This is a genomic window from Corallococcus praedator, from assembly GCF_003612125.1.
GTDB lineage: Bacteria > Myxococcota > Myxococcia > Myxococcales > Myxococcaceae > Corallococcus > Corallococcus praedator.
The window spans coordinates 1-20,341 of the sequence record NZ_RAWI01000074.1; the positions used below are offsets into that span (position 1 = coordinate 1).

19 protein-coding genes are annotated in these 20,341 nt (G+C 69.3%); 7 read left to right on the plus strand and 12 right to left on the minus strand.

Features of this window, described 5'->3' with window-relative positions; all coding sequences use genetic code 11:
• Nucleotides 1-395 precede the first annotated feature (395 nt).
• Entirely contained in the window at nt 396-1,421 is a 1,026-nt protein-coding gene (locus D7Y13_RS12555) for a methyltransferase (protein WP_120583519.1), read from the minus strand.
• Between the two features lie 152 nt (nt 1,422-1,573).
• Here D7Y13_RS12555 and D7Y13_RS12560 point away from each other — a divergent pair, with 152 nt between their 5' ends.
• The gene (locus tag D7Y13_RS12560; protein ID WP_120583520.1) at nt 1,574-2,206 is read left to right on the plus strand and encodes a glutathione S-transferase N-terminal domain-containing protein; all 633 of its coding nucleotides are present in this window, start codon (nt 1,574-1,576) and stop codon (nt 2,204-2,206) included.
• A 56-nt stretch (nt 2,207-2,262) separates the two neighbouring features.
• Here D7Y13_RS12560 and D7Y13_RS12565 read toward each other — a convergent pair whose 3' ends face one another.
• The 6 genes from D7Y13_RS12565 to D7Y13_RS12590 form a co-directional block, all read right to left on the minus strand.
• A complete protein-coding gene (locus D7Y13_RS12565) occupies nt 2,263-3,378 on the minus strand; it encodes a spore photoproduct lyase family protein (RefSeq protein WP_120583521.1) in 1,116 nt (371 codons plus the stop codon).
• Nucleotides 3,379-3,468: 90 nt separating this feature from the next.
• Nucleotides 3,469-5,196, minus strand: a complete 1,728-nt coding sequence (locus D7Y13_RS12570; protein WP_233595524.1) for a glycoside hydrolase family 88 protein — start codon at nt 5,194-5,196, stop codon at nt 3,469-3,471.
• A gap of 154 nt (nt 5,197-5,350) precedes the next feature.
• Nucleotides 5,351-6,472, minus strand: a complete 1,122-nt coding sequence (locus tag D7Y13_RS12575) for an aldo/keto reductase (protein WP_120531692.1) — start codon at nt 6,470-6,472, stop codon at nt 5,351-5,353.
• A gap of 80 nt (nt 6,473-6,552) precedes the next feature.
• On the minus strand, nt 6,553-7,131 hold the full coding sequence (locus tag D7Y13_RS12580) for a TetR/AcrR family transcriptional regulator (protein WP_120531693.1): 579 nt from the start codon (nt 7,129-7,131) through the stop codon (nt 6,553-6,555).
• 51 nt (nt 7,132-7,182) lie between these two features.
• Nucleotides 7,183-8,976: an amidase gene (locus tag D7Y13_RS12585; protein ID WP_120583523.1), complete on the minus strand. Its 1,794-nt coding sequence runs from the start codon at nt 8,974-8,976 to the stop codon at nt 7,183-7,185.
• A gap of 45 nt (nt 8,977-9,021) precedes the next feature.
• The gene (locus tag D7Y13_RS12590; RefSeq protein ID WP_120583524.1) at nt 9,022-9,741 is read right to left on the minus strand and encodes a sterol desaturase family protein; all 720 of its coding nucleotides are present in this window, start codon (nt 9,739-9,741) and stop codon (nt 9,022-9,024) included.
• A 129-nt stretch (nt 9,742-9,870) separates the two neighbouring features.
• Between D7Y13_RS12590 and D7Y13_RS12595 the strand changes: the two genes are divergently transcribed.
• Nucleotides 9,871-10,722 (plus strand): hypothetical protein, encoded by an 852-nt coding sequence (locus D7Y13_RS12595; protein WP_120583525.1) that lies wholly within the window; start codon nt 9,871-9,873, stop codon nt 10,720-10,722.
• A 12-nt stretch (nt 10,723-10,734) separates the two neighbouring features.
• On the opposite strand, the gene D7Y13_RS12600 is transcribed toward D7Y13_RS12595, so the two are convergent.
• The 4 genes from D7Y13_RS12600 to D7Y13_RS12615 all read right to left on the minus strand — a co-directional run bounded on the left by D7Y13_RS12600 (nt 10,735) and on the right by D7Y13_RS12615 (nt 13,559).
• Nucleotides 10,735-11,214, minus strand: coding sequence for a DUF4126 family protein (locus D7Y13_RS12600; RefSeq protein ID WP_120583526.1), 480 nt, complete (start codon nt 11,212-11,214; stop codon nt 10,735-10,737).
• A gap of 110 nt (nt 11,215-11,324) precedes the next feature.
• Nucleotides 11,325-12,155, minus strand: a complete 831-nt coding sequence (locus D7Y13_RS12605; protein ID WP_120531698.1) for a hypothetical protein — start codon at nt 12,153-12,155, stop codon at nt 11,325-11,327.
• A gap of 68 nt (nt 12,156-12,223) precedes the next feature.
• Nucleotides 12,224-12,664: a group II truncated hemoglobin gene (locus D7Y13_RS12610; RefSeq protein ID WP_120583527.1), complete on the minus strand. Its 441-nt coding sequence runs from the start codon at nt 12,662-12,664 to the stop codon at nt 12,224-12,226.
• Nucleotides 12,665-12,674: 10 nt separating this feature from the next.
• A complete protein-coding gene (locus D7Y13_RS12615) occupies nt 12,675-13,559 on the minus strand; it encodes a 5'-3' exonuclease (RefSeq protein ID WP_120583528.1) in 885 nt (294 codons plus the stop codon).
• Nucleotides 13,560-13,816: 257 nt separating this feature from the next.
• Here D7Y13_RS12615 and D7Y13_RS12620 point away from each other — a divergent pair, with 257 nt between their 5' ends.
• From D7Y13_RS12620 to D7Y13_RS12640, 5 genes are all read left to right on the plus strand, one after another.
• The gene (locus D7Y13_RS12620) at nt 13,817-14,182 is read left to right on the plus strand and encodes a DUF4398 domain-containing protein (RefSeq protein WP_120531701.1); all 366 of its coding nucleotides are present in this window, start codon (nt 13,817-13,819) and stop codon (nt 14,180-14,182) included.
• Between the two features lie 57 nt (nt 14,183-14,239).
• Complete coding sequence (locus D7Y13_RS12625; protein ID WP_279637088.1) at nt 14,240-15,460, plus strand: OmpA family protein; 1,221 nt, start codon at nt 14,240-14,242, stop codon at nt 15,458-15,460.
• A 131-nt stretch (nt 15,461-15,591) separates the two neighbouring features.
• Nucleotides 15,592-16,188, plus strand: a complete 597-nt coding sequence (locus D7Y13_RS12630) for a GNAT family N-acetyltransferase (RefSeq protein WP_120531703.1) — start codon at nt 15,592-15,594, stop codon at nt 16,186-16,188.
• 120 nt (nt 16,189-16,308) lie between these two features.
• Nucleotides 16,309-17,448 carry a hypothetical protein gene (locus D7Y13_RS12635; RefSeq protein ID WP_120583530.1) on the plus strand — a complete coding sequence of 380 codons (1,140 nt, stop codon included), beginning with the start codon at nt 16,309-16,311 and terminating at the stop codon, nt 17,446-17,448.
• The gene (locus D7Y13_RS12640) at nt 17,445-18,221 is read left to right on the plus strand and encodes a hypothetical protein (protein ID WP_120583531.1); all 777 of its coding nucleotides are present in this window, start codon (nt 17,445-17,447) and stop codon (nt 18,219-18,221) included. The genes D7Y13_RS12635 and D7Y13_RS12640 overlap by 4 nt, the downstream gene beginning before the upstream one ends.
• A 22-nt stretch (nt 18,222-18,243) precedes the next feature.
• Here D7Y13_RS12640 and D7Y13_RS48675 read toward each other — a convergent pair whose 3' ends face one another.
• On the minus strand, nt 18,244-20,334 hold the full coding sequence (locus D7Y13_RS48675) for a S9 family peptidase (RefSeq protein WP_120583532.1): 2,091 nt from the start codon (nt 20,332-20,334) through the stop codon (nt 18,244-18,246).
• Between the last annotated feature and the right edge of the window lie 7 nt (nt 20,335-20,341).

Genomic DNA, 20,341 nt, shown 5'->3' on the forward strand with positions numbered 1-20,341 from the left:
ACCGGCCGGCCTTCATCAGCTCGACGACCCGCTCACGGAACTCCGGAGGGTATGGGGGGCGTGACTTCGGCATCGTGGGACCCTTTTCGCACAGCGGGTGGGACTCCACGAAACCGGGGCAACTTCAGCACTCTCAATGCGTCAGGGCAACACGCTCTCTAGCTTCTCAGCGAGAGAAAGGAAACCGAGCGTCTTGCGTGGGCGGCGATCGAGGCGAGCTGCACTTGGCAGCCCATGTCCTGGCGCGGCTGCCCGCCTGGTTCGACGACGACAACCGCTGCCACCCTCACCGGGGCCTCAAGATGAAGTCACCCCGCGAGTTCCGTACTGCCAACTCTCAACCTTGAGCTGTCCGATTTGACGGGGGGCAACTCCATCCGTGCGGGCTCAACCGCTCAGGCCTTCACCGCCTCGATGATGCTGACCCCGCTCCGGGTGGGGATGATGCGCTCCACCTTCCAGGAGGTCGCGGCGAGCAGCGCGCGGAATTCTTCCGTGGTGCGCTCGCGCCCGTCGGCGACCACCAACATGTTGAGGTCGATGAGGTGGGTCGGGTCTGGATTCCGGTCGTCCGGAATCACGAACTCCACCACGAAGAGCCGGGCCCCGGAGGGGGCGGCCGCGTGGAGCCGGCGCAGGAGGGTGAGCGAGGCGTCATCCTCCCAGTCATGGAGGATGTGTTTGAGCAGGTAGGCTTCGGCGGGGGGCATGCCGGGCTCGAAGAAGCTCCCGCCCACCACGTCCACCCGGCTGGCGAGGCCTCGGGATTCCAGCACCGTCTTCGCGCCTTCGGCGACCTGGGGCAGGTCGAAGAGGATGCCCCGGCAGGAGGGATGGGCGCGCAGCACCTGCGCGAGCAGCTCACCGTGGCTGCCTCCAATGTCCGCCACGCGGGCGAAGGGGGCGAAGTCGAGGTGGTGCGTCACCTCGCTGGCCACCAGACCGGACATGTTGCCCATGGCCTGGGCGAAGTGCTCCGCCTCCTCGGGATGCCGTGCGAAGTGTCCCCAGATGTCGGAGCCGAGGGCGGCTTGCACCGGGGACCTTCCGGTGCGAATCGCTTCGGGAAGCAGCCCCCAGGGCAACCAGTGCGACGGGGCGCTCTGGGTGATGGCCATTTCCCTCAGCGAACCGGGGACGTTCGAGCGCAGTCCTTCGCCCATCGGTGTCAGGGCGAAGGTCCGCTCGGAGACGGCCTCGAGGATGCCGGCGGAGATGCCTCCCCGCATCAGCCGAAACAAGGCGCCCGGGTGGACGTCGAGCTCGGCCGCCAGCGAATCACTCTCACGGGCGCCTGTCGCGAGCAGGTCCGCGATGCCCAGACGGGCCACGGTGCCAATGACCTGGGTGCGCCAGTAGGCAGTGATTGCCGCATGGAGCTGCTGTGTGGGAGATGGCTGCTCGTCCGGGATGAGATTCATGGCAGGAGTCTAATCCCATTCAAGGCGGGCTTTGTCAGGGGTCATGGCCCCATGCGCCAGCCCTGGCCCCGTGTCCTCGCGGTAGAGGAACGAGCCCCCGTGTCCTCCCGTGGTGCGGTAGCCTGCGCCGCGATTCCGCTCGGAGGGCCCCCATGTCCACGCTCGACAAGCCCGTCATCATCGGCCGTTCAAGCTCGCATTTCACGCGCATCGCCCGGCTCTTCGCGGCGGAGCTGCACGTCGACCATTCCTTCCAGTCGGTGCGAGACCTCCTGTCCAAGGACCCGGCGGACTATGGCGGCAACCCCGCGCTCCGGATTCCCGTCCTGAAGACCTCCCGAGGCGTCTGGTTCGGCGCGCTCAATGCCTCCCGTGAGCTATGGCGGCAGTCGAATCCCAGGCCCCGAGTGGTGTGGCCGGAGGCCCTGGACGTGCCCCTGCTGGCGAACATGCAGGAGCTCACCCTGCAAGCCATGGCGACGGAGGTGACGCTGGTCATGGAGAAGATGGCCGGCGCCGGTGAGGGCACGACCCATGCGCTCAAGCTGCGCGAGTCCCTGCTCAACATGATGGCGTGGCTGGAGCAGAACGCGAGCGCGGCGCTCGCCACCCTCCCGCCGGAGCGGGACCTGAGCTACCTGGAGGTCACGCTCTTCTGCCTCGTGACCCATCTGGAGTTCCGGGACGTCTTGCCCACGGCCCCCTATCCAACGCTGAACCGCTTCTGTCAGCAGTTCGCGAAGCGGCCTTCCGCCAGCAGCACCGACTTCCGCTTCGACACCTGAGCGTCAAGGCATCGACTCTCGCGCCCCGTACAACCACAGGACCGACCCCGGGTGGCCTAGAAGGCGTACCGCACGCGGCAGTACGGCAGGTGCCGGGCGAGCAGTTCCTGGAACTCCGCCACGTGGCGTCCCTTGAAGCCGGTGCGGTAGCGCACGTTGACGCCGCCGCCCTGGGACACCTTGGTCTCCTGGATGTCTGGCGTCCACAACACGGCCTCCGCCTTCGGGTGCCAGCGCAGGTTCACCTCGTGCAGGCCGGCGTTGTGCGTGAGGAAGATGATTTCACACGCGAGCTGCGCCTTCGCCGCCTTCCCGATGCCAGCATCCACCTGCTGGAACAGCTCCGCGTAGGCGTCCTGCCAGCCCTCCTGGAGGACCACGGGTGAGAAGTTGAGGTGCACCTCGTAGCCAGCGGCCACGAAGTCGTCGATGGCGGCGATGCGCTCCGCGATGGGGCTGGTGCGTACATCCAGCAGCTTCGCCTGCGCATGGGGCATCAGGCTGAAGCGCACGCGCGTCCTCCCCTTGGGCGCGTAGGTGAGCAGCTCGCGGTTGACCCACTTGGTGGCGAAGCTGCCCTTGGCGTTGGGCAGCGTGGTGAACAGCCGCACCAGTTCCTTCACGTTGTCACTGATGGCGGCGTCCACGGAGCAGTCGCTGTTGCAGCCAATGTCGTAGACCCAATCATGCGGATCCACGGTATTGGCCACCAGCTTGGACCCCCGCTTGTGCGCATGCCTGCGGATGGCCGCCGCGATGCCGTCGATGTTCACGAACACCGTGACGGGATTCGCATAACCCTTGTTGCGGGGGACGTAGCAGTACGCGCACGCCATCACGCACCCGTTCGCGGTCGAGGGGGCGATGAAGTCCGAGCTCCGGTCGTTGGCGATGAAGGACAGCGTCTTCTTCACGCCCAGCACCAGCGTGCTGCCCTTGATGCGGTTCCACGCCTCCACGTTGCCGGCGTTGCCGAACAGACCGGGGATGTTCTGGTGGGAGGCCACCTCCACCCGCTCCGCGTCCGGGAAGCGCGCCAGGATCTCCCGCCCGCGCGCGTGCTCCTCCACCGCCGGCTCCAGGTAGATGCGCGACACCTTGAGCAGCCGGTCCAGCGGCCCAGGGCCCGGGGGACGTGCAGGAGGCTCCGGTGGGAAGAGGTCCAGGTTCATCGCCCGGGCGATGTAATCGCCCCCGGGCCCGGATGCACCCCTGGCGGCCTGCTCCGGGTGCTGAGCAGGCCGCCAGGCGACGAAATCACGTCAGCGTTCGGACGCACCGGGCCTGGCCGAGGCCGGCTCGGGGGCGTCCAGTTGCCGCGACAGGGCTTCGGGCAGCGGGGCCCGTGGCGCGAGCGCCACGTTGCTCGCCTGACCGGGCGCGTAGACGCGGTGGTTGTTCACGCGGAAGTCGCTGTCCACCACGGTGGAGATGACCGCCGCGCGGCCCAGGTCGTTGATGGCCGGCCCATCCGAGCGGAATGCGACGCGGTCCACGAGCAATATCTCCGCCGCTCCAGGCGGCGTCACCCAGACGGTATAGCGCCGCGCGGTCAGGTCCACGTTCATGCGGAAGTGGTACGTCTGACCGTTCACGTACGGCACCCGGCGGATCCACGAGTAGCCCGCCCCGTTGCGCACCTGGAAGATGCCGTCCTCGCTCATGCGCACCGCCATGTTCAGCCGGTTGAAGGCTGTCACCTCCGTGGAGCTGTCCGTCCAGCCCACGACGCCGCCGTTGAGGTTGGAGGCCAGGGGTGTGAGGTCGAACTCCACGTTGCGGATGCCCGTGTTGGTGGTGCCCAGCAGGTGCTGGCTGCGCGCGAAGGACTGCTTCGAGTACCAGGGGTAGTCAGGGCGCGGGTTGAAGCGCAGCAGGGCCTCCAGGAAGTAGTAGTCGCCGTAGATGAGGCTGACGTTGATCTCCTGGTTCGCGGGCAGGTTGCCCACCCCGTGCAAGAGCAGGCCGGGGCTGTTGGTGCCCTGCGCGAGGTACGCGGGCGACGCCAGCGAGTCGAGCATCCCCAGCGCGGCGGTGCGGTAGGTCGTGCGCCGGGCGGCATCCGTCTCCAGGCCGCTCAGCTCCAGCAGGGCCGAGGCGACGACGGCCGCGGCGGAGGAGTCCTTGTACTGGCTGGGCGCGTTGAAGTCCCAGTTGGGCACGCGGTCCGCCGGCAGGTTCGCCAGGTAGTAGTCCGTCACCCGGCGCGCCGCCGTGAGGAAGCGCGCGTCCTGCGTGTAGCGGTACACCATGGTGTAGCCGTAGATGAGCCACGCCTGCCCGCGCGCCCAGGTGGAGGTGCTGGAGTAGCCCTGGAAGGTGCCGCGCGAACGGATGGTGCCGTTGGTGGCGTAGTCCACGTAGTGGTACGAACTGCCGTTCGGGCGCACCGCGTCCGCGAGCGTCTTGAGCGCGTGGTTCACGGCCATGGTGCGCCACACGGCCGGGCCGCCGTTCTGCGCGCCCCAGAGCAGCAGCTCGATGTCCATCATCGTGTCGGTGACGAGCGGGACCTGCCAGGCCGAGTTCCAATCACAACAGTCGATGATGCCAATGGTGCTGTTGTAGCGCGTGGCCAGCGACCCGGCGGAGGTGAGCAGCACGTCGCGGTAGTACGTGTTCCCGGTGAGCCGCCAGGCATTGCCGTAGCTCAGGTACATCTTGAAGCCCAGGTCGTGGGTCTCCGTGTTCGTCTTCTGGACCTCCAGGGGCCGCGTCCACATGTCCGCGCGGTCCCTCCAGTAGGGTTCGCCCCCGACCTGGTACATGAACCACATGCTCCCGGGGAAGAAGCCCTGGGTCCAGGCGATGCGGTCCGTGTTGGCCACCGTCGTCCACGTCCCGTTGGACAGCGAGGACTTGGGGGAGCGGTTCACGCTCGGCATCTCCGCCGTGGTGTCGCCCAACTGCGCGCGGGCGAAGGTCAACACCCGCACCTCATCCGCGTCACTGAAGGCATTCGCGACGGGCGCCACCAGCAACGCCAGCATCCACCACAACTTCACCCCAGGCCGTGTCAAAGACATACCACCCCCCCCAGCAATGACTGGCGCGGAAGGTGGCGGTGCGCGGCTCCGGAGCACAGGGGCCCCGGAGACGCGGGCTGGCAGTCCCCCCCGCCCTGCCGGAGGGGATGGACGTGTCCTATCCGACCGTGGCGGGTGGGCCCGCGAAGACCGGGGACGTGTAGCCCGCGGGCTTGTCCCCCACCGCGGCCCGGCCTTGCAGGTCGAACTGGTGGGGGATGGCGAACATGGAGTGGGGGAACGGGACGGACGCCGGCGTGCTGACCGCATCCAGTTGCCGCCGCAGTTCGGGAGGCAGGGTGAAGTCGAGCGCGGCGAGGTTGCCGTCGAGCTGCTTCACGGAGCTGGCGCCAATGATGACCGAGCCCACCGCGGGCTGCGTCGCGACCCAGTTGAGCGCCACCTGGGACATCTCCCGGCCCAGCTCCTTCGCCACCTTCTCCAGCGTGGCGACCACGGCCCAGTTGCGGTCGGTGAACAGGCCCATCTTGTCTCCACCCACCGCCGACGTGAGCCGGCCTTCGCCCTGGAGGCGGCCTTCGCTGGGCTTGTACTTGCCGGACAGCAGGCCCATGCCCAGGGGACTCCAGGCGGTGATGCCCATGCCCAGCGTCTGCGCCAGCGGCGTGAACTCCGGCTCCAGGGTCCGCTCGATCAGCGAGTACTGGAGCTGCAGGTTGATGAGCGGCGTCAGCGCATGGGCCTCCGCCCAGGTCTGCGCGCGCGCCGCGTACCAGGCCGGCACGTCGGACAGGCCCGCGTAGCGGATCTTCCCGGCCCGCACGAGGTCGTCGAACGTGCGGACGACTTCCTCGGCCGGGGTGATGCGGTCCCAGGTGTGCAGCAGGTACAGGTCGATGTAGTCGGTGCGCAGCCGGCGCAGCGACGCGTCCACCGCCCGCACCATGTTCTTGCGGCCGTTGCCCCCGGCGTTGGGGTCCCCCGGGGTGGTGCTGTTGTAGCTGTACTTGCTCGTCAGCACGATGCGGTCCCGCCCGCCCCGCTCCGCGATGAACTTCCCGAGCAGCGTCTCCGCGGTGCCGTAGGTGTAGAGGTCGGCGGTGTCGATGAAGTTACCGCCCGCGTCCAGGTACCGGTCGAACAGCGCCCGGGAGACTTCATCCGTCGAACCCCAGACGCCGCCGTAGGGCCCGTCCTTTCCAAACGTCATCGTGCCCAGCGAGAGGGGGCTGACCCGCAGTCCCGAACGGCCCAACAGATAGTAGCGATCCATCGACATGATGTGGACTCCCTTTGCGGCTATTTTTGACTGAACAATCCAAATTCAGGCATGCGAAGACGAAAGCAGGCGGCAGAGGGTCACCGGGCCTTGAGGCCCGCGATGGCGAACTCCACGATGTCGCGGAGGGCTTCCGGAGGGAGCCCCGCCTTGGCGCTCACGCGCAGGCCCGCGATGGTGGCGAGCAGGAAGTTCGCGGTGACGCGCGCGTCCAGCCGGGGGTTGAGCTCCCCCTTCTGCTGGGCCTCGCGCACGGCGCGCGTCATCACCTCTGGACCGACGTTGGCCTTGAGCATCGCGGCGACCTCCGGATCCGCGTGCGCCAGCTCCGTGGTGGCATTCACCGACAAGCAGCCTCGAGCGCGCTCTTTCGGGCTGCCATTGGGGATGGTGAGGAGGAACTCCCGGATGGAGGCCAGGGGCGACGGCTTGGAGTGCAGGCACTCCATCAGGTTGGCGCCGTACTCCGCCTGGTAGAGGCGCACGGCCTCCAGGTAGAGGCCGTGCTTGTCCCCGAAGGTGTCGTACATGCTCTGGCGCCCGATGCCCATGGCGCGCAGCAGGTCCTCCGTGGAGGTGGCCTCGTAGCCCTGCTCCCAGAACACCACCATGGCCCGCCGCACGGCCTCATCGCGGTCGAATTCCTTGGTCCGTGCCATGGCAGAGACTTAAGAATTCTGGACTGACCTGTCAAATGAATCGGGCAAGGGCTAGAAGCCGGACGGGCGCTCCTTCGCGACGCCGGAGGTGCGCTCCAGGGCGATGCCCACGCGGCCCAGGGTGCCTTCGTCGAAGAGCTGGCCAATGAGCGTCACGCCGTGGGGCACGCGGCGCGGGGTGGCGAAGGTGGGCACGGGGCGCTTGGGGTCCGGGGCCCAGTCGCTGCGGGCCTTGGACACCTCCACGAAGCCGGTGCGCAGTGTGAGGGACGGGTGGCCCGTGTGGTTGGAGATGGTGAGGGCTTCGTCGCGCAGCGAGGGCACGAGCAGCACGTCCACCTGGGACATGACGCGGGCCATCTCCTGGGCCACCTTGCGGCGCAGCCGGTCCGCCTGCACGAAGTCCACCGCGGACAGGAAGCGCGACTGGCGGAAGAGGTTGGGCCACGCGTCGGGCACCTGCATCTTCAGCGCGTCCACACCGTGGCTGAGCGTGAGTTCTTCAAAGGCTGCGGCGGCCTCCGCGAAGAGGATGACGTTGAGGGCGGAGTACGGCCAGTCGGGGAAGCCCACCTCCACCGGGGTCATCCCCAATCCCTTGAGCGTCTCCAGCGCCGCGCGGTCCACGTCGGTGGCGGGGTTCTCCTTCATCCACGCCGGCACGTAGCCCACGCGCAGGCCCTTCACGCTGGCATTCGCGTCGAAGTCGAGCTTCGCGGGCACGCTTGCCACGTCGCCCGCGTCCGGGCCGTCGAGCGCGGCGAGCACCAGCAGCGAGTCCTCCACCCCGCGCGTCATGGGCCCCAGCTTGTCCAGCGACCAGCACAGCGTCATCGCGCCGGTGCGCGGCACGCGGCCGAAGGTGGGCCTCAGGCCCGTGATGCCACAGCGCATGGAGGGCGACACGATGCTGCCGCCCGTCTCACTGCCCAGTGAGAAGCCCACGAGCCCCGCCGCCGTCGCCGCGCCCGGTCCCGCGCTGCTGCCCGAGGAGCCCTCCTCCGGCAGCCACGGGTTCTTCGTCTCGCCGCCGAACCAGATGTCATTGAGCGCCAGCGCGCCCAGGCTGAGCTTCGCCACCAGCACGGCGCCCGCCTTGTGCAGCCGGGCCACCGCGGTGGCATCCGTGGTGGGGACGCGGTCGCGGAAGGGCTCGGCGCCGTAGGTGGTGCGGATGCCCGCGGTGTCCACCAGGTCCTTGGCCCCCCAGGGGATGCCGTGCAGCGGGCCCTTGTACCTCCCCGCCGCGATGTCCTTGTCCGCCTGACGGGCCTGGGCGAGCGCCAGCTCCGGCGTCAGGGTGATGACGCACTGGAGCTTGGGGTCGAAGCGCTTCAGGCGCTCCAGGTAGAGCTGGGTGAGACGCTCGGACGTGATGGCGCGCGACTCCACCCAGCGGGACAACTGCGTGAGGGGCGCGAAGGCGATGTCCTCGTCCTTCGTGGGCAGGGGCATCTTCGCGTCGCGGCTCCGGACGAAGCGGGCCTTGGCGGGGCGCGTCTCCTTTTGTCCCGGCAGCGTGGGGTTCCACTGCGAGGCGGGCGCCAGCGTGGGCTCCAGCGCGAGCTTGCGCGGGCCGGTGCGGCGCTCGTGCAGCGGGGCCAGGGACACGCGCCAGTTGCCGGCGGCCTGGGTGCGCTCGGCGGGCGTGAGCTGCACCTGCATCAGCTTCTCCGCCTCCGCGAAGGTGGTGGGGCCGACCTCCGGCCCCACGGTGGGCCCCGAGCCGAAGGTGGGCGGGGCGCCCGCGGGCGCGGACGTGCCGGCGTCCGGGGCCGCGGAGACGGTGGTGCTCGCGAGTCCAATCACGGTGTGGGTCAGGAACTGCCGACGCGAGCTGGCCATGGCGCAACCTCACGAATGAAGCGGGGGGCGCCAGTGTGCCACCGCTCAGGAACGGTGCACGTCCCGGAAGAGGAGCATGGCCCCCAGCCGCTGCTCGCGGGCGTCATCGAAGCCGCAGGTGGCGTCCCAGGTCGCGGGGTTCGAGTAGGTGCCGAACAGCATGTCCCACAGCGGCAGGTCGCCGTAGTTGTCGCGGTGCTTGCCGTGCTCGTGATGTATCCGGTGCATCTCCGGACGCTGGAAGAACCAGCCCACCCACCTCGGGGTGCGAATGTTGGTGTGATAGAAGTATTCGCCCAGCGCGCAGCAGGCCGTGTAGATGGCGCCCGCCGCCGGACTCAAACCCAGCACCGTGTAGACGAGCAGCCCGCTGATGATGCTGTTGACCATCATCTCCAGCGGGTGCTTGTAGAAGCTGGTGATGACCTCCAGCCGCTGGGGGCTGTGATGGATTTGATGGAACAGCCGCCAGAGCACGTCCACCTCATGCCGGGCGCGATGCCACCAGTAGAAGATGAACGTGGCCACCAGGTACGCCAGCACCCCGCCCACCACCGGGCCCACATGCCGGGACAGGTGGAAGAGCGAGTAGGCGGAGAGCCATTTGTCCCAGGTGTACCCGGCGAGCACCACCACGCCCACCTGCGCCAGGTTGATGACCACCACGCGCAGGTGCCACCCGCGCACGCGCGGCAGCTTCCACCCGTGGAAGCGCTGTTCGACGAGGAAGCAGACGACGGCGATGGCCAGGAGCCAGGGCAGCATGGAAATCCTCCGGAATGGCGGGTTGAAGACTCATACGCGCGTGCCTTGGGTTCCTGGCCTTCGCGCGGACTGACACTGTCACCAGGGAGGATGGCGACGGCGGCGACAGGTGCTGGCATCCTTGGGCCCATGGCGCGGAACAGCACGCTGACGGCGCGGTTGGGCTACATCGACACGCAGGCGACCTTCGTGCAGGCGGCCCTGCTCGCGGCGCATGGGGCCGGAGCACGGGCGGGCGGATTCCGCGTATCGGACGTGCGCTTCTTCTTCCTGCTGTTCACCAACTGGGTGGAGCACGACGTCACCCGGCCCTCGCAGGACATCGACCTCACGCAGGTGCGGCGGACGCTGGAGCGGCTGGTGCGCGGCGGCCACGCGGAAGCCAGCACGGGAGCGGCGGTGAAGGGACTGCCCCGGGGGCGCCGGTATGTGCTCACCGGAGAGGGATTGGGTTCGCTGTCGGAGGGGCTGGCCGCGCGCGAACGGGCGCCGCTGGAGGAGGCGCTGTTCGTGGTCTGCTTCGCGGCCAGCTACCGCGACGCGGTGCTGTCGCGGGTGGAGGGACGCGCGCGGGCTCCGTCTCCGGCGGTGCGGCGCCGGGTGGAGCGGGCGTTGGATCCGCTGCGGCTCTTGAGGGAGGCCCAACGCACCTCGGCCGCGGTGCTCGCGGACCTGGAGGAGCGGGTGGAAGCGGGGCTGCGTTACGAAGCCAAGGCCCGCGAGGCCCTGGCGCGCGCGGAACCGGAGGCCGACGTGGTGCGCGCCCTGGAGGCCGCGGGCTCCTACCAGTTGCACCGGGTGCGGCCGCTGGGCGAGGTGCTGCTCGCGCTGCCGGAGGACCTGCGCAAGTTCGAGCTGACCGAGGGCATGGGCCTGCGCTCGCGGCTGCTCTTCGCGCCCCTGGCGGAGCGGGCGCGGGCCGAGCACGCGGTGCTGGAGCGATTGGAGGCGCGGCTCACCGCCGGCAAGGCGCCGGGGTGAGCCGGGCAGGCGCTAACGAAGCTGGCCGGAGAGGCGCGAGCCCAGGGCCAGCGCGAGGCCGTCCTCGATGAGGCCCGCGAGCAGGTTGGGCACCTTCAGCTTGTCCGACGCGAGCGTGCGGAAGCCGTAGAAGAAGTAGCTGGAGGCGATGGCCGCCGCCGCGCCCACCAGGGCCAGTCCGACCTTGGCGCCCTTGCGCTCGCGCGACACCGCGGCGCCGGTGATGGCCCCGGCGAGGATGCGGCCGGCGATGACCTTGGGGCTGATGCGCGGCAGGGCGTTGGGCGACTTGTCCGCCACCATCTCACCAAACGCCATCAGGCCCAGCTTGCGGGCCGTCTTCGGAGACGTGAGGCCGGGCAGGGCCCGCTTCAGGACGCGGCTCGGCTTGTGCGACAGCGAGGCCGCGAGGAACGCGGGCGCGGTCAGGGTCCGCATGCCCGCCAACACACCAAAGCCCGCCGCCTTCCAGACATCATTGTTCGAGCGCATCTGTCCCAACCCCCGTCCGGACCCGTGGCCTTGAGCAGCGGGTCCCTGCTGGTGAAAAGAAGAGGGTGGGGGCGCCCCGTCCGTCTGGCCACCGAAGGGCAGGCGGGCACTCAGGCGGTCCGTCGGTCGATGGGCTTCGGCAGGTTGTGCGCCGCGAGCAGGGCTCCGACGGCGGAGGCGAAGGTGCCCAGGGGCTGGGCACCACGCAGGGGCAACAGGAAGCCCGCCGCCAGCCCCAGGAATCCCAGCACCACGAACCCGCGCCGGGCCAGGAGCCGCTCCCTGGCCGTGTCCGCGATGGCGACAGCGAAGAGATAGCCCAGGGCACTCGCGATGAACTGGATCCACGGCACCGCGGGCTTCACGACCCGCCAGAAGGGCCCAAGGCCGTCCTTCATCTGCTCCCAGAGGGTGGGGGGCGGCAGGGATGCCGGATCCATTCCCGCGAGGACGTCCGCGCTGAGCCCTTCGAAGTAGGGGCTGTCATGCGAGATGACGAAGAACATCGCCTGGGACAGGGCCGCCACCGCCAGCACGAAGAACAGCTTCCCACTCGGGGCCGGGGGCACGATGAAGTCGTCGAACTGGCGCAGGGTCTCCAGCCGCTCCGGAGAGACCTCCAGCGGATGCGGATAGGACAGGGCCAGCAGCGCCCGGGTGGCGGCGATGCCAACGGGCACACCCTGTTCGTCCACCAGTCGGTTCACCCCGTCCTTCGCGAGGAGCACATGCAGGACGGGCGCTAGCTTCTCCGGGTCCTCCGTCCGACTCATCCGGTCGATGCACGCATTGAGGGCCCCGACCTGCCGGCTGCTCGACGCGCTGGTGGCATCCGCCAGGGCCTGCTCGAACAGGGGCACGAGTTCGTCGACGGACGGCGTGGACACGACCTCGACGTCGGAAGCGGCTTCAGGACGCGGGGGCCGCGGCTGCGTGCGCATGGCGGGATTCTACGCCACGGGCCGGGGAGCTCCAGCCGCCCGCCGGAGCCTCACCCTTCGCCAGAGCCTCACCCTTCGGTGTTGCGCAGGAAGTTCGCCGTGTGGGCGAAGCGGTCATCCAGGAAGCGGCGCAGGCCGCCCGTGACGCCCTGGCGGTCCATCGCCTTGTGCATGCAGCGCAGCCACGCATCCCGCATCGACAGGTCCACCGGCACATGGCCGTGGCGCATGCGCAACCGGGGATGGCCGTGCGTCGCGCTGTAGTGCTGCGGGCCGCCCAGCCAGCCCACCAGGAACATGCCGAAGCGCCCGCGCGTACCCCGGTTCACCTTGCCCTCGGCATCCAGCTCGTGGACGTGCGCGAGCGCCGGCTCCTCCGCGTCCATCACGTCGTAGAAGGCCTCCGCCAGCGCGTGGACCGCCGCCTCGCCTCCCATCCGTGTGAAGGGCGTGTCCTCCAGCGTGGGGACCCAGTCATCCGAAGACGGCGGCTTCAATTCGATGCTCATGGCTTCCTCGTCAGACCGCCCAGCGCTTCGGTCGGCGCTGGAGTGTCTTCAATCCCAATCCTTCACAGAACGCCTTGAAGCGCGCTTCCGGAACGCCCTTCCACTCCAGGTCCGCCAGCGACTTCGTGCCCGGCAGCGGCGCGTCCTCCACCAGGGTGGCCAGCGTCCGGTACAGCCGCGCGTCCTCGCGGTGCGCCTTCAGCGTCGCCGCCAGCTTGTCCGCCCCCCGGGGCTTCGCGGTCCACTCCGCCGCGCTGTCCGGGATGGCCTCCAGGTGCCCGTAGGCCTGGAGCACCGTCGCCGCACCCTTCGCCCCGAAGCCCGGCAGCCCGGGGATGCCGTCCGCGTCGTCGCCCATCAGCGCCAGCAGATCCGGGATGCTCTCCGGGGCCACGCCCAGCTTCGCCTTCACCGCTTCCGCGTCCATCACCTTCTGCTGCCGCCGGTCCACCTGCACCACGTGCTGGCCCCGCACGCACTGGCCCAGGTCCTTGTCCGGCGTGAGCAGCCGCACCTGCTCCACCTCGCCGGCCCAGCGCGCCGCCGCCGTGGCGAGCGCGTCGTCCGCCTCATGGTCCTTCATGGACCACACGCGCACGCCTAGCGCCTCCACCGCGTGCTCCACCAGGTCGAACTGCGCGCGCAATTCCGGCGGCACGCCCTCGTCCCCCTTGTAGCCAGCGAACAGCGCGTTGCGAAACGAGCGGATGGGGTTGTCGAAGGCCACCGCCACATGGGTCACGGCCTCGGATTCGTCGTGCAACAGCGCGAGCAGTGAATCCATCACCCCCGCCGTGGCCTTCACGTCACGCCCGTCCGGGGAGGTGGTGCCCGGCCGGGGCGAGTAGTGGGCCCGGTACAGCTCATACGTGCCGTCCACGAGGTGCAGGCGCATGTTCCCCCTCTAGCGTCCCTCCCGCCGCACGGCCAGCAACCCGTTCGGCCGGGTGGCCCGAAAGGGAGCCGCAGGGCTTCTCCTGCCTGTGCGCCTCGTTCCCTACACGACGCCTGTCAACCCCCTAGGCCAGCAAGCCTGTCGGGAATGGGGCGCCGATGCCGAGTGGACGGAGGGCACCCATTTTCTGACCGACTCCCCCTGGGCCGCCGGTGCGTCCCAGCACTCCCGCCACCCGGCTTGACTTGAGGTGACCCATGCGCCCGAAGCTGTTCGCTGCTGCCCTGCTTTGCTTCGCCACCGTTGGCTGTGCGGGCAAGCAGGTGATTACGACCGCCACCCATCAGCAACGCGTCCAGGCCGAAGCGGCCTTGCGCTCGGCTGAGAATTCGCAGGCCCCGAACATCCCGGAGGCCGCCCGACACCTGGAGTTCGCCCGGCAGCAGATCTCCGACGGTGAGCGGCTGGTCCAGGAAGGTGAGCAGGCGGCCGCGGAGCTGCGCTTCCGCCAGGCCGCGGCGGACGCGGACCTCGCGTCGGCCCTGGCCCGCGCGGTGCCCATGCAGAACGAGGCGCGGCGGACCTCCGAGCAGCTCGAGTCCCTGCGCAGTGGTCAGCCTTGAGTTCCATCCCCTTTTGCCTGTGAGGAGAGCGTCATGCAGCGTTGGAAATTTGGATGGTTGGCATTCGCTGGAGCCTCCGCGCTCGCGGCGGGGTGCGCCCACAGCTCGCCCCCCAGTGAGCTGACCGCGGCACGTTCCGCGTACCAAGAGGTGTCGCGCAGTGCCGAGGGCCGCGAGCGTCCCGCGGACGTGGCGGCGGCCCGCGCCGCATTGCAGGAGGCGGAGAACGAGTACGCGGAGAGCAGTGGCTCCGTGAAGACCCGGTCGCTGGCGTACGTGGCCCTGCGCAAGGCGGAGATCGCGGAGGCCCGGGGGCAGGCGGACCTGGCCGCGCAGCAGCGGGCCCAGGCGGAACAGGCCCTGCGTCAGCAGCAGGAGGCGCGCTCGCAGACGCTCACGAAGCAGCAGGAGGAGGAGCGCGCCCGGTACGAGCAGCAGCGCTTGCAATACGAGCAGCAGCGGCAGCAGTACGATGCCCAGCGCCAGCAGGAAGCCGACCGCCTGCGCACGGCGGAAGCGCAGACGCGTCAGCAGCAGGAGGCGGAAGCGCAGCGCATGGCGCAGCTCAACCAGGAGCTGCAGCAGCGCACGCAGGAGCTGGAGCGGGAGCGCCAGGCGCGGCTCCAGGCCGAGCAGCGCGCGTCCACGGCCCTGACGCAGTTGCAGGACAAGGACGTGAAGGTGCGGGAGGAGGCGCGCGGCACGGTGGTGACGTTGTCGGGCAGCGTGCTGTTCGCGACGAACGCGACGGACCTGCTGCCCGCGGCGCGGGACCGGCTGAGCGACGTGGCCACCGCGCTCAAGGAGTCGAAGAACCCGCTGCTCATCGAGGGCTACACGGACTCGCGCGGCACGGACACCTACAACGAACAACTGTCGGAGCGGCGCGCGGAGAGCGTGCGCGACTTCCTCATCAACCAGGGCGTGCCCTCGGACCGCATCAACATCCGGGGCATGGGTGAGAACCGGCCGGTGGCGAGCAACGCCACGGCGGAGGGCCGCGCCAACAACCGCCGCGTGGAGATCGTGGTGGAGCGCAACGTGGCGGGCGCGCAGCCTTCGCGCTCCGGCGGCGTCGGCGGCAGCGGCGCGCAGCCTCCGGGTGCGAGCGACAAGGAGAGCGGCCAGAACGCGCAGCCGCAGCCCGGCGGCAGCGGGACGGAGCCGAAGCCGCACGGCGCGGGCATCGACCACCAGAGTCCGGCCCCGGATCAGGGCACCGGCGGCAGCGGCGCGCAGGAGCAGGCGCCCGAGCAGCCACAGGACCACGGGGAGTAACGCCGCTTCGCGGCCCCTGAACCGGAACCTCGGGTCCCCATCCCACGCGGGTGGGGACCTTCTTCTTTTCGTCCGCGCTTCGCACGCGCGCGACCCGAGGGAGCGCGTTACCCTTGAAGTCCGGCCCCGCCATGTCGACCGACAAGTCGCCCCTCCTGCTCACCACCGAGCGCCTGCACCTGATGCTGCTGCCTCCCGACGCGGCGGAGCGCGTGCTCACGTACCACCTGGCCAACAAGCAGCACCTGGGGCCGGTGTCACCGGACCGACCGGCGACCTTCTTCTCCACCGCCTACTGGCGCACGCGCCTGGCGCAGGACCGCGAGGACTTCCGCCACGACGTGTCCCTGCGCGTGTTCCTGCTGCCCCGGGGCCAGCCCATCTCGCTCGCCCCCGTGCTGGGCAGTGTCGCGCTCACGCACATCCGGCGGGGTCCCCTCCAGGCGGCGGACATCGGCTACGGGCTGGACCACCGTCACGAGGGCAAGGGCCTGATGACCGAGGCCCTGCAGGCCGTCTGTGACTACGCCTTCAGCGCCATGGGCCTGCACCGCGTCCAGGCCAGCCACCTGCCGGAGAACCTGCGCAGCGCCGCCGTGCTGCGCCGCCTGGGCTTCGTCGTGGAGGGCTACGCGCGCGACTTCCTGCTGCTCGACGGCAGGTGGCGCGACCACGTGCTCACCTCGCTCGTGGCCGCCCCCGAAACCGGCCTGCGCGGCGGTCCCTGAGCGCCCCACCCGCCACTGCGGTGCAGCGTGGTCGGCTCCTCTAATTCTGTCGATAATGGGCTGATTCTGGTAATTTTGCCGTGCCTTTTGCCGCACTCAGCGCATTATCGACAAAATTGAATGAAGCGCGAAAACTCCAATTTTAGAGAGGAATTCTGGAAAAACCCACCACCACTCCCTCGTGGCGTCGAGTTGGTACGCCAGGAGGCAGTCGTCGTGCCTCGCGTGGGTCCTGGAGGAGAATCCATCTACGACCTCGCGGAGATACGGCTGCCAGAGGCGCGTGTGCCCGTGCTGATGGGGTACCGGGCTCCACTGTTCCCGGTGGATGTGCTGAACCAGCGGAAGAAGCTTCACGTCCTGAGTGACCATCTTCGGCAAAGAGACTCGAACGCTCGCTCCCTGCCCTCTTTCCGCATGCCGATGCTCGTAACGGACTCGGCGTCTTCCAACGTGATCGAGGCTTGCGAGCGTGAAGAGCTGGCCCTGGTCGACCAGCGTGGGACGTTCTTCCTTCGCACAGGCAGCACGTTCATTCGTGTTCAAGGGCGCGAACCGACGAAACGAAGTCCTCGTGAGCCGCTGTTCCACGGCAAGGGATGCCGGATCGTGCGCGTCCTGCTTCAGTCACCGGCGAAGCGATGGACGATTCTCGCGCTCGCGCAGATGACCCAGACGAGTTACGCCTATGCACATGGCGTCATCAAGAGGCTCGTCGTCGAGGGCTACGTCCATGGGGGATACGCGCAGGGGAGCCGGAGCGCTGGCTTCCATCTGCGGGAACCGGTGCCCTTGCTGAATGCGTGGCTGGAGAGTGGCAGGCCGACCGCCGTCTCGCGGGAGGGATTCAACGCCCCTTCCACGACGCCCGAGCAACTCCACAGGGGCCACTCCCTCCTTGCGTCCCAGGGCATTCGCTCCATCTTCACGCTGGCAAGCGCATTGCTTCCCGACGAGCGATTCGTCTCCGGATTGCCCCATGGGCTCTATCTGTCGGGCTCACTGGAGGCCGGTATCTCCGCCTTTGGACTGCGCAGGATGACACCTCATAATTTCTGGGTACTTCGCGCGGAGGCCGCCGCGGAGACCGAGGTGGGGGGCGTGTACCATGCGCCAAGATCGCTCCCGCACGGGCCAGGAGTCGCACTGCCGCAGTTGGCCGTGGACTTCCAGCGAAGTGGCGGAAGGGGACCTGAGCAGGCGGAAGAACTCGTGCGGCGATTCGCACAGGCCCTGCCCCTTTCGGATGAGCCGTCGTGACAGAAAAGGAAAGGTTCGACGAGATCCTGGGTGAGTTGGGCGAACTGACGCTCCATTTGGAGCGCTACGGGTTCCAGGTGCTCCTCATCGGGGGACAGGTCCTCGCGATGGAGTCCATCCAGCGGGGCGGAACAGGTGTCATCGCCATCGAGACAGACACCGGGACGGTGGTCGAACGAGGTTTTTCGTTCGAGTCGGATCTGTTGATCGACATCAACGGCAATGGGGGAATGGACAATGAGCTTCCGACCATTCTTGCGCAGCGTGGGTATGCAAAGAGAAACCGAACCTTCCGCTGGTCGAAAGACCTGCCCGGCGGGCCCATGGATTTCGACCTCTTCGCGCCCATTGAAGACGTCGAGCCCTTGACCCTTCCCACGACCATGACGCTCCTGCCAGATGCGAGGCTGGCGCTCCGCCGAAAGCGACGGCTGGAACTCACCATCGAGGGCAAGTCCGTGGGGATCCATCTGCCGGATGCCACGGGCTTCCTCGCGATGAAGGAGCGCGCCAAGCGTCAGCATCGACCTGACGCGACCAAGGACAGCTTCGACATGTTCGCTTACGTCAAGCTGGTGGGCAGCGAAACAGTGCGCGCATCGCTGAGACAGGCCGGAGAGGAGGGACGAGCCCTGCGCAATCGATTGCTCACCCTCTTTTGGAATGCCAGCGCGCCGGGCCCCCAGGACGTCATCAACTTCGCGACGAGCCTTGAGCTGGACGAAAAGGAACTGCTGGCCCAGGCGGCTGTCGACCTGTTCGCGGAACTTTGAAGCGCGGGCCTCAACAGGCTCCCTAACGCGCCGGCGCCCGCACCTTGGGCGCCGCAGGCGGCACCACTGGCGTCAGGTTCGCATCGAACCAGTCCAGCGTGCGCAAGATCCGGTCCTTCTGGTGCTCCGGCTTGCGGAAGCCATGGCCCTCGTCCGCGTAGATGACGAGCTGGGTCTTCACCCCCAGCGCCTTGAGCGCCTTGTGGAACTCATAGCCCTGAGACGCCGGCACCTCCACGTCCCGCTCGCCGTGCAGCACCAGCGTGGGCGTGCGCACCTGCTTCACCGCGTTGATGGGCGACGAGCGCGCGTACGCCTCCGGGTCGTCGTACACCGACGCGCCGAAGTACGGCAGCATCCACGTGTCGATGTGGTTCGTGCCGTAGTAGCTCTGCCAGTTCGCGATGCCCGCGCCCGCCACCGCCGCCTGGAAGCGCTGCGTCTGCGTCACCGCCCACATCGTCAGGAAGCCGCCGTAGCTCCACCCCGTGATGCCCTGCCGCGCCGGGTCCACCGGCGCCGACGCCAGCACCGCGTCCACGCCCGCCAGCACGTCGCGGAAGTCGCCGTGGCCGAAGTCGCGGCGGTTGGCCTGCACGAACGCCTCTCCCTGGCCGTAGCTGCCGCGCGGGTTGGGCAGGAACACCGCGTAACCCCTCGCGGACAGCAGCGCCGTCTGCGGGTTGAATGACGGCGTCACCCCCGCCGCCGGCCCGCCGTGCACCACCGTCACCATGGGCACCTTGCGGCCCTTCACGTCCGCCGAGCCCGGGGACAGCACCAGCCAGCCCTGCACCTGCCGCCCGTCGCTCGTCCACGTCACGCTGCGCACGTCCCCCACCGACACCCGCACGTCCGCGTTGAGCCGCGTCGCCTGCGTCCACGACCCCACCGGCCCCGTCCACACCTCCGGCGGCTGCGTGAACGTGTCGCGCACCACCGCGCTCGTCACGCCGTCGCGCGCCAGCGACACCGCCACGTGCTCCGGGCCCTTCCACAACACCGTGAGCTCCGCCGCCTTCGGGGACAGCGCCACCAGCGCGGACTCCCCCTGCACCTGCGCCGCGAACACCAGCCGCTCCGGCGTGGGCCAGAACAGGTCCGTGGCGGACGCCTTCACCCCGTCCGTCAGGTTGCGCGCGGGCGGGACACGCGAAGCAAACACCGCCTTGTCCCCGGGCCGCACCTTCGCCGCCAGCCGCTCCGGCACCGACACCACCCACACGTCTCCGCCCGTGTTGCCCTCGTCGCTCATCAACCCTTCGATGAACGCGAGCTGCTTCCCATCCGGACTCCACGCGGGCTCCGCCACCTGCCACGTGGGCGCATGCAACAGCGACGTCTCCCCCGTCGCCGCCTCCACCGCGTACACGCGGGCCACCCACCAGTTCGCGTCCCCCGGCGGCGGCGCGGCCGTGAGCGCCACGCGGGCCCCATCCGGACTCCACGCGTACTCGTAGACGAACAGGCCCGCGGGCGACACGAAGCGCAGCCGCGCGTCCTCCACCGACACCACCGCGAAGCGCTTCACCGGCGAGGACTCCCGCACCACGCCCGTCTCACGCGCCGCCGGCCCCAGCGGCCCCTGCGCGTCCTCCGCGCCGTCGATGACGAGCACCCCCACCGACTTCCCATCCGGCGACCACTTCGGCGTGGCCACCACGCCCTTCACCGTCGTGAGCCTGCGCGCGGGCACCGACGTCCCCGTCGCGTCCACCACGTAGAGCTGCCGCGCCGAGCCCTCCCCCGCCGTGGACAGGAACGCCAGCTGCTTCCCATCCGGACTCCACGCCAGCGACCCTTCCGCGCACGGCGCTCCGTCCTTCGACGCGGTGATGCGCAAGGGGGGCCGCTTCGGCTGCGCCCGCTCCAGCACCTGGAGCCGCGTGGACTCCGCGCGGGCGCCCTCCGTCACCGGCACCGACTCCACCCAGGCCACCCGCGCCCCGTCCGGAGACAACGCCACCTGCTTGATGCGCACCGTGCGCTGGAGCGCGTCGTAGACCGCGCCCGACTCCGGACGCGCGGGAGCCGGCACGGGCGGCGCGGCCCCGGCCGAAAGCGCGCTCCACAACAGGCACCCCACCACCAGGCCCAGGCTTCCCGCTCGCATCCACCGC

Excerpts from the sequence above, each read along its gene's own strand:
- D7Y13_RS12580 (WP_120531693.1), bottom strand. The coding sequence starts at position 7,131 with ATGGCACGGACCAAGGAATTCGACCGCGATGAGGCCGTGCGGCGGGCC.
- D7Y13_RS12610 (WP_120583527.1), bottom strand. The coding sequence starts at position 12,664 with ATGAGCATCGAATTGAAGCCGCCGTCTTCGGATGACTGGGTCCCCACG.
- D7Y13_RS48675 (WP_120583532.1), bottom strand. The coding sequence starts at position 20,334 with ATGCGAGCGGGAAGCCTGGGCCTGGTGGTGGGGTGCCTGTTGTGGAGC.
- D7Y13_RS12590 (WP_120583524.1), bottom strand. The coding sequence starts at position 9,741 with ATGCTGCCCTGGCTCCTGGCCATCGCCGTCGTCTGCTTCCTCGTCGAA.
- D7Y13_RS12615 (WP_120583528.1), bottom strand. The coding sequence starts at position 13,559 with ATGCGCCTGCACCTCGTGGACGGCACGTATGAGCTGTACCGGGCCCAC.
- D7Y13_RS12575 (WP_120531692.1), bottom strand. The coding sequence starts at position 6,472 with ATGTCGATGGATCGCTACTATCTGTTGGGCCGTTCGGGACTGCGGGTC.
- D7Y13_RS12560 (WP_120583520.1), top strand. The coding sequence starts at position 1,574 with ATGTCCACGCTCGACAAGCCCGTCATCATCGGCCGTTCAAGCTCGCAT.
- D7Y13_RS12600 (WP_120583526.1), bottom strand. The coding sequence starts at position 11,214 with ATGCGCTCGAACAATGATGTCTGGAAGGCGGCGGGCTTTGGTGTGTTG.
- D7Y13_RS12565 (WP_120583521.1), bottom strand. The coding sequence starts at position 3,378 with ATGAACCTGGACCTCTTCCCACCGGAGCCTCCTGCACGTCCCCCGGGC.
- D7Y13_RS12635 (WP_120583530.1), top strand. The coding sequence starts at position 16,309 with ATGAAGCGCGAAAACTCCAATTTTAGAGAGGAATTCTGGAAAAACCCA.
- D7Y13_RS12605 (WP_120531698.1), bottom strand. The coding sequence starts at position 12,155 with ATGCGCACGCAGCCGCGGCCCCCGCGTCCTGAAGCCGCTTCCGACGTC.
- D7Y13_RS12620 (WP_120531701.1), top strand. The coding sequence starts at position 13,817 with ATGCGCCCGAAGCTGTTCGCTGCTGCCCTGCTTTGCTTCGCCACCGTT.
- D7Y13_RS12595 (WP_120583525.1), top strand. The coding sequence starts at position 9,871 with ATGGCGCGGAACAGCACGCTGACGGCGCGGTTGGGCTACATCGACACG.
- D7Y13_RS12570 (WP_233595524.1), bottom strand. The coding sequence starts at position 5,196 with ATGCTGGCGTTGCTGGTGGCGCCCGTCGCGAATGCCTTCAGTGACGCG.
- D7Y13_RS12555 (WP_120583519.1), bottom strand. The coding sequence starts at position 1,421 with ATGAATCTCATCCCGGACGAGCAGCCATCTCCCACACAGCAGCTCCAT.
- D7Y13_RS12630 (WP_120531703.1), top strand. The coding sequence starts at position 15,592 with ATGTCGACCGACAAGTCGCCCCTCCTGCTCACCACCGAGCGCCTGCAC.
- D7Y13_RS12585 (WP_120583523.1), bottom strand. The coding sequence starts at position 8,976 with ATGGCCAGCTCGCGTCGGCAGTTCCTGACCCACACCGTGATTGGACTC.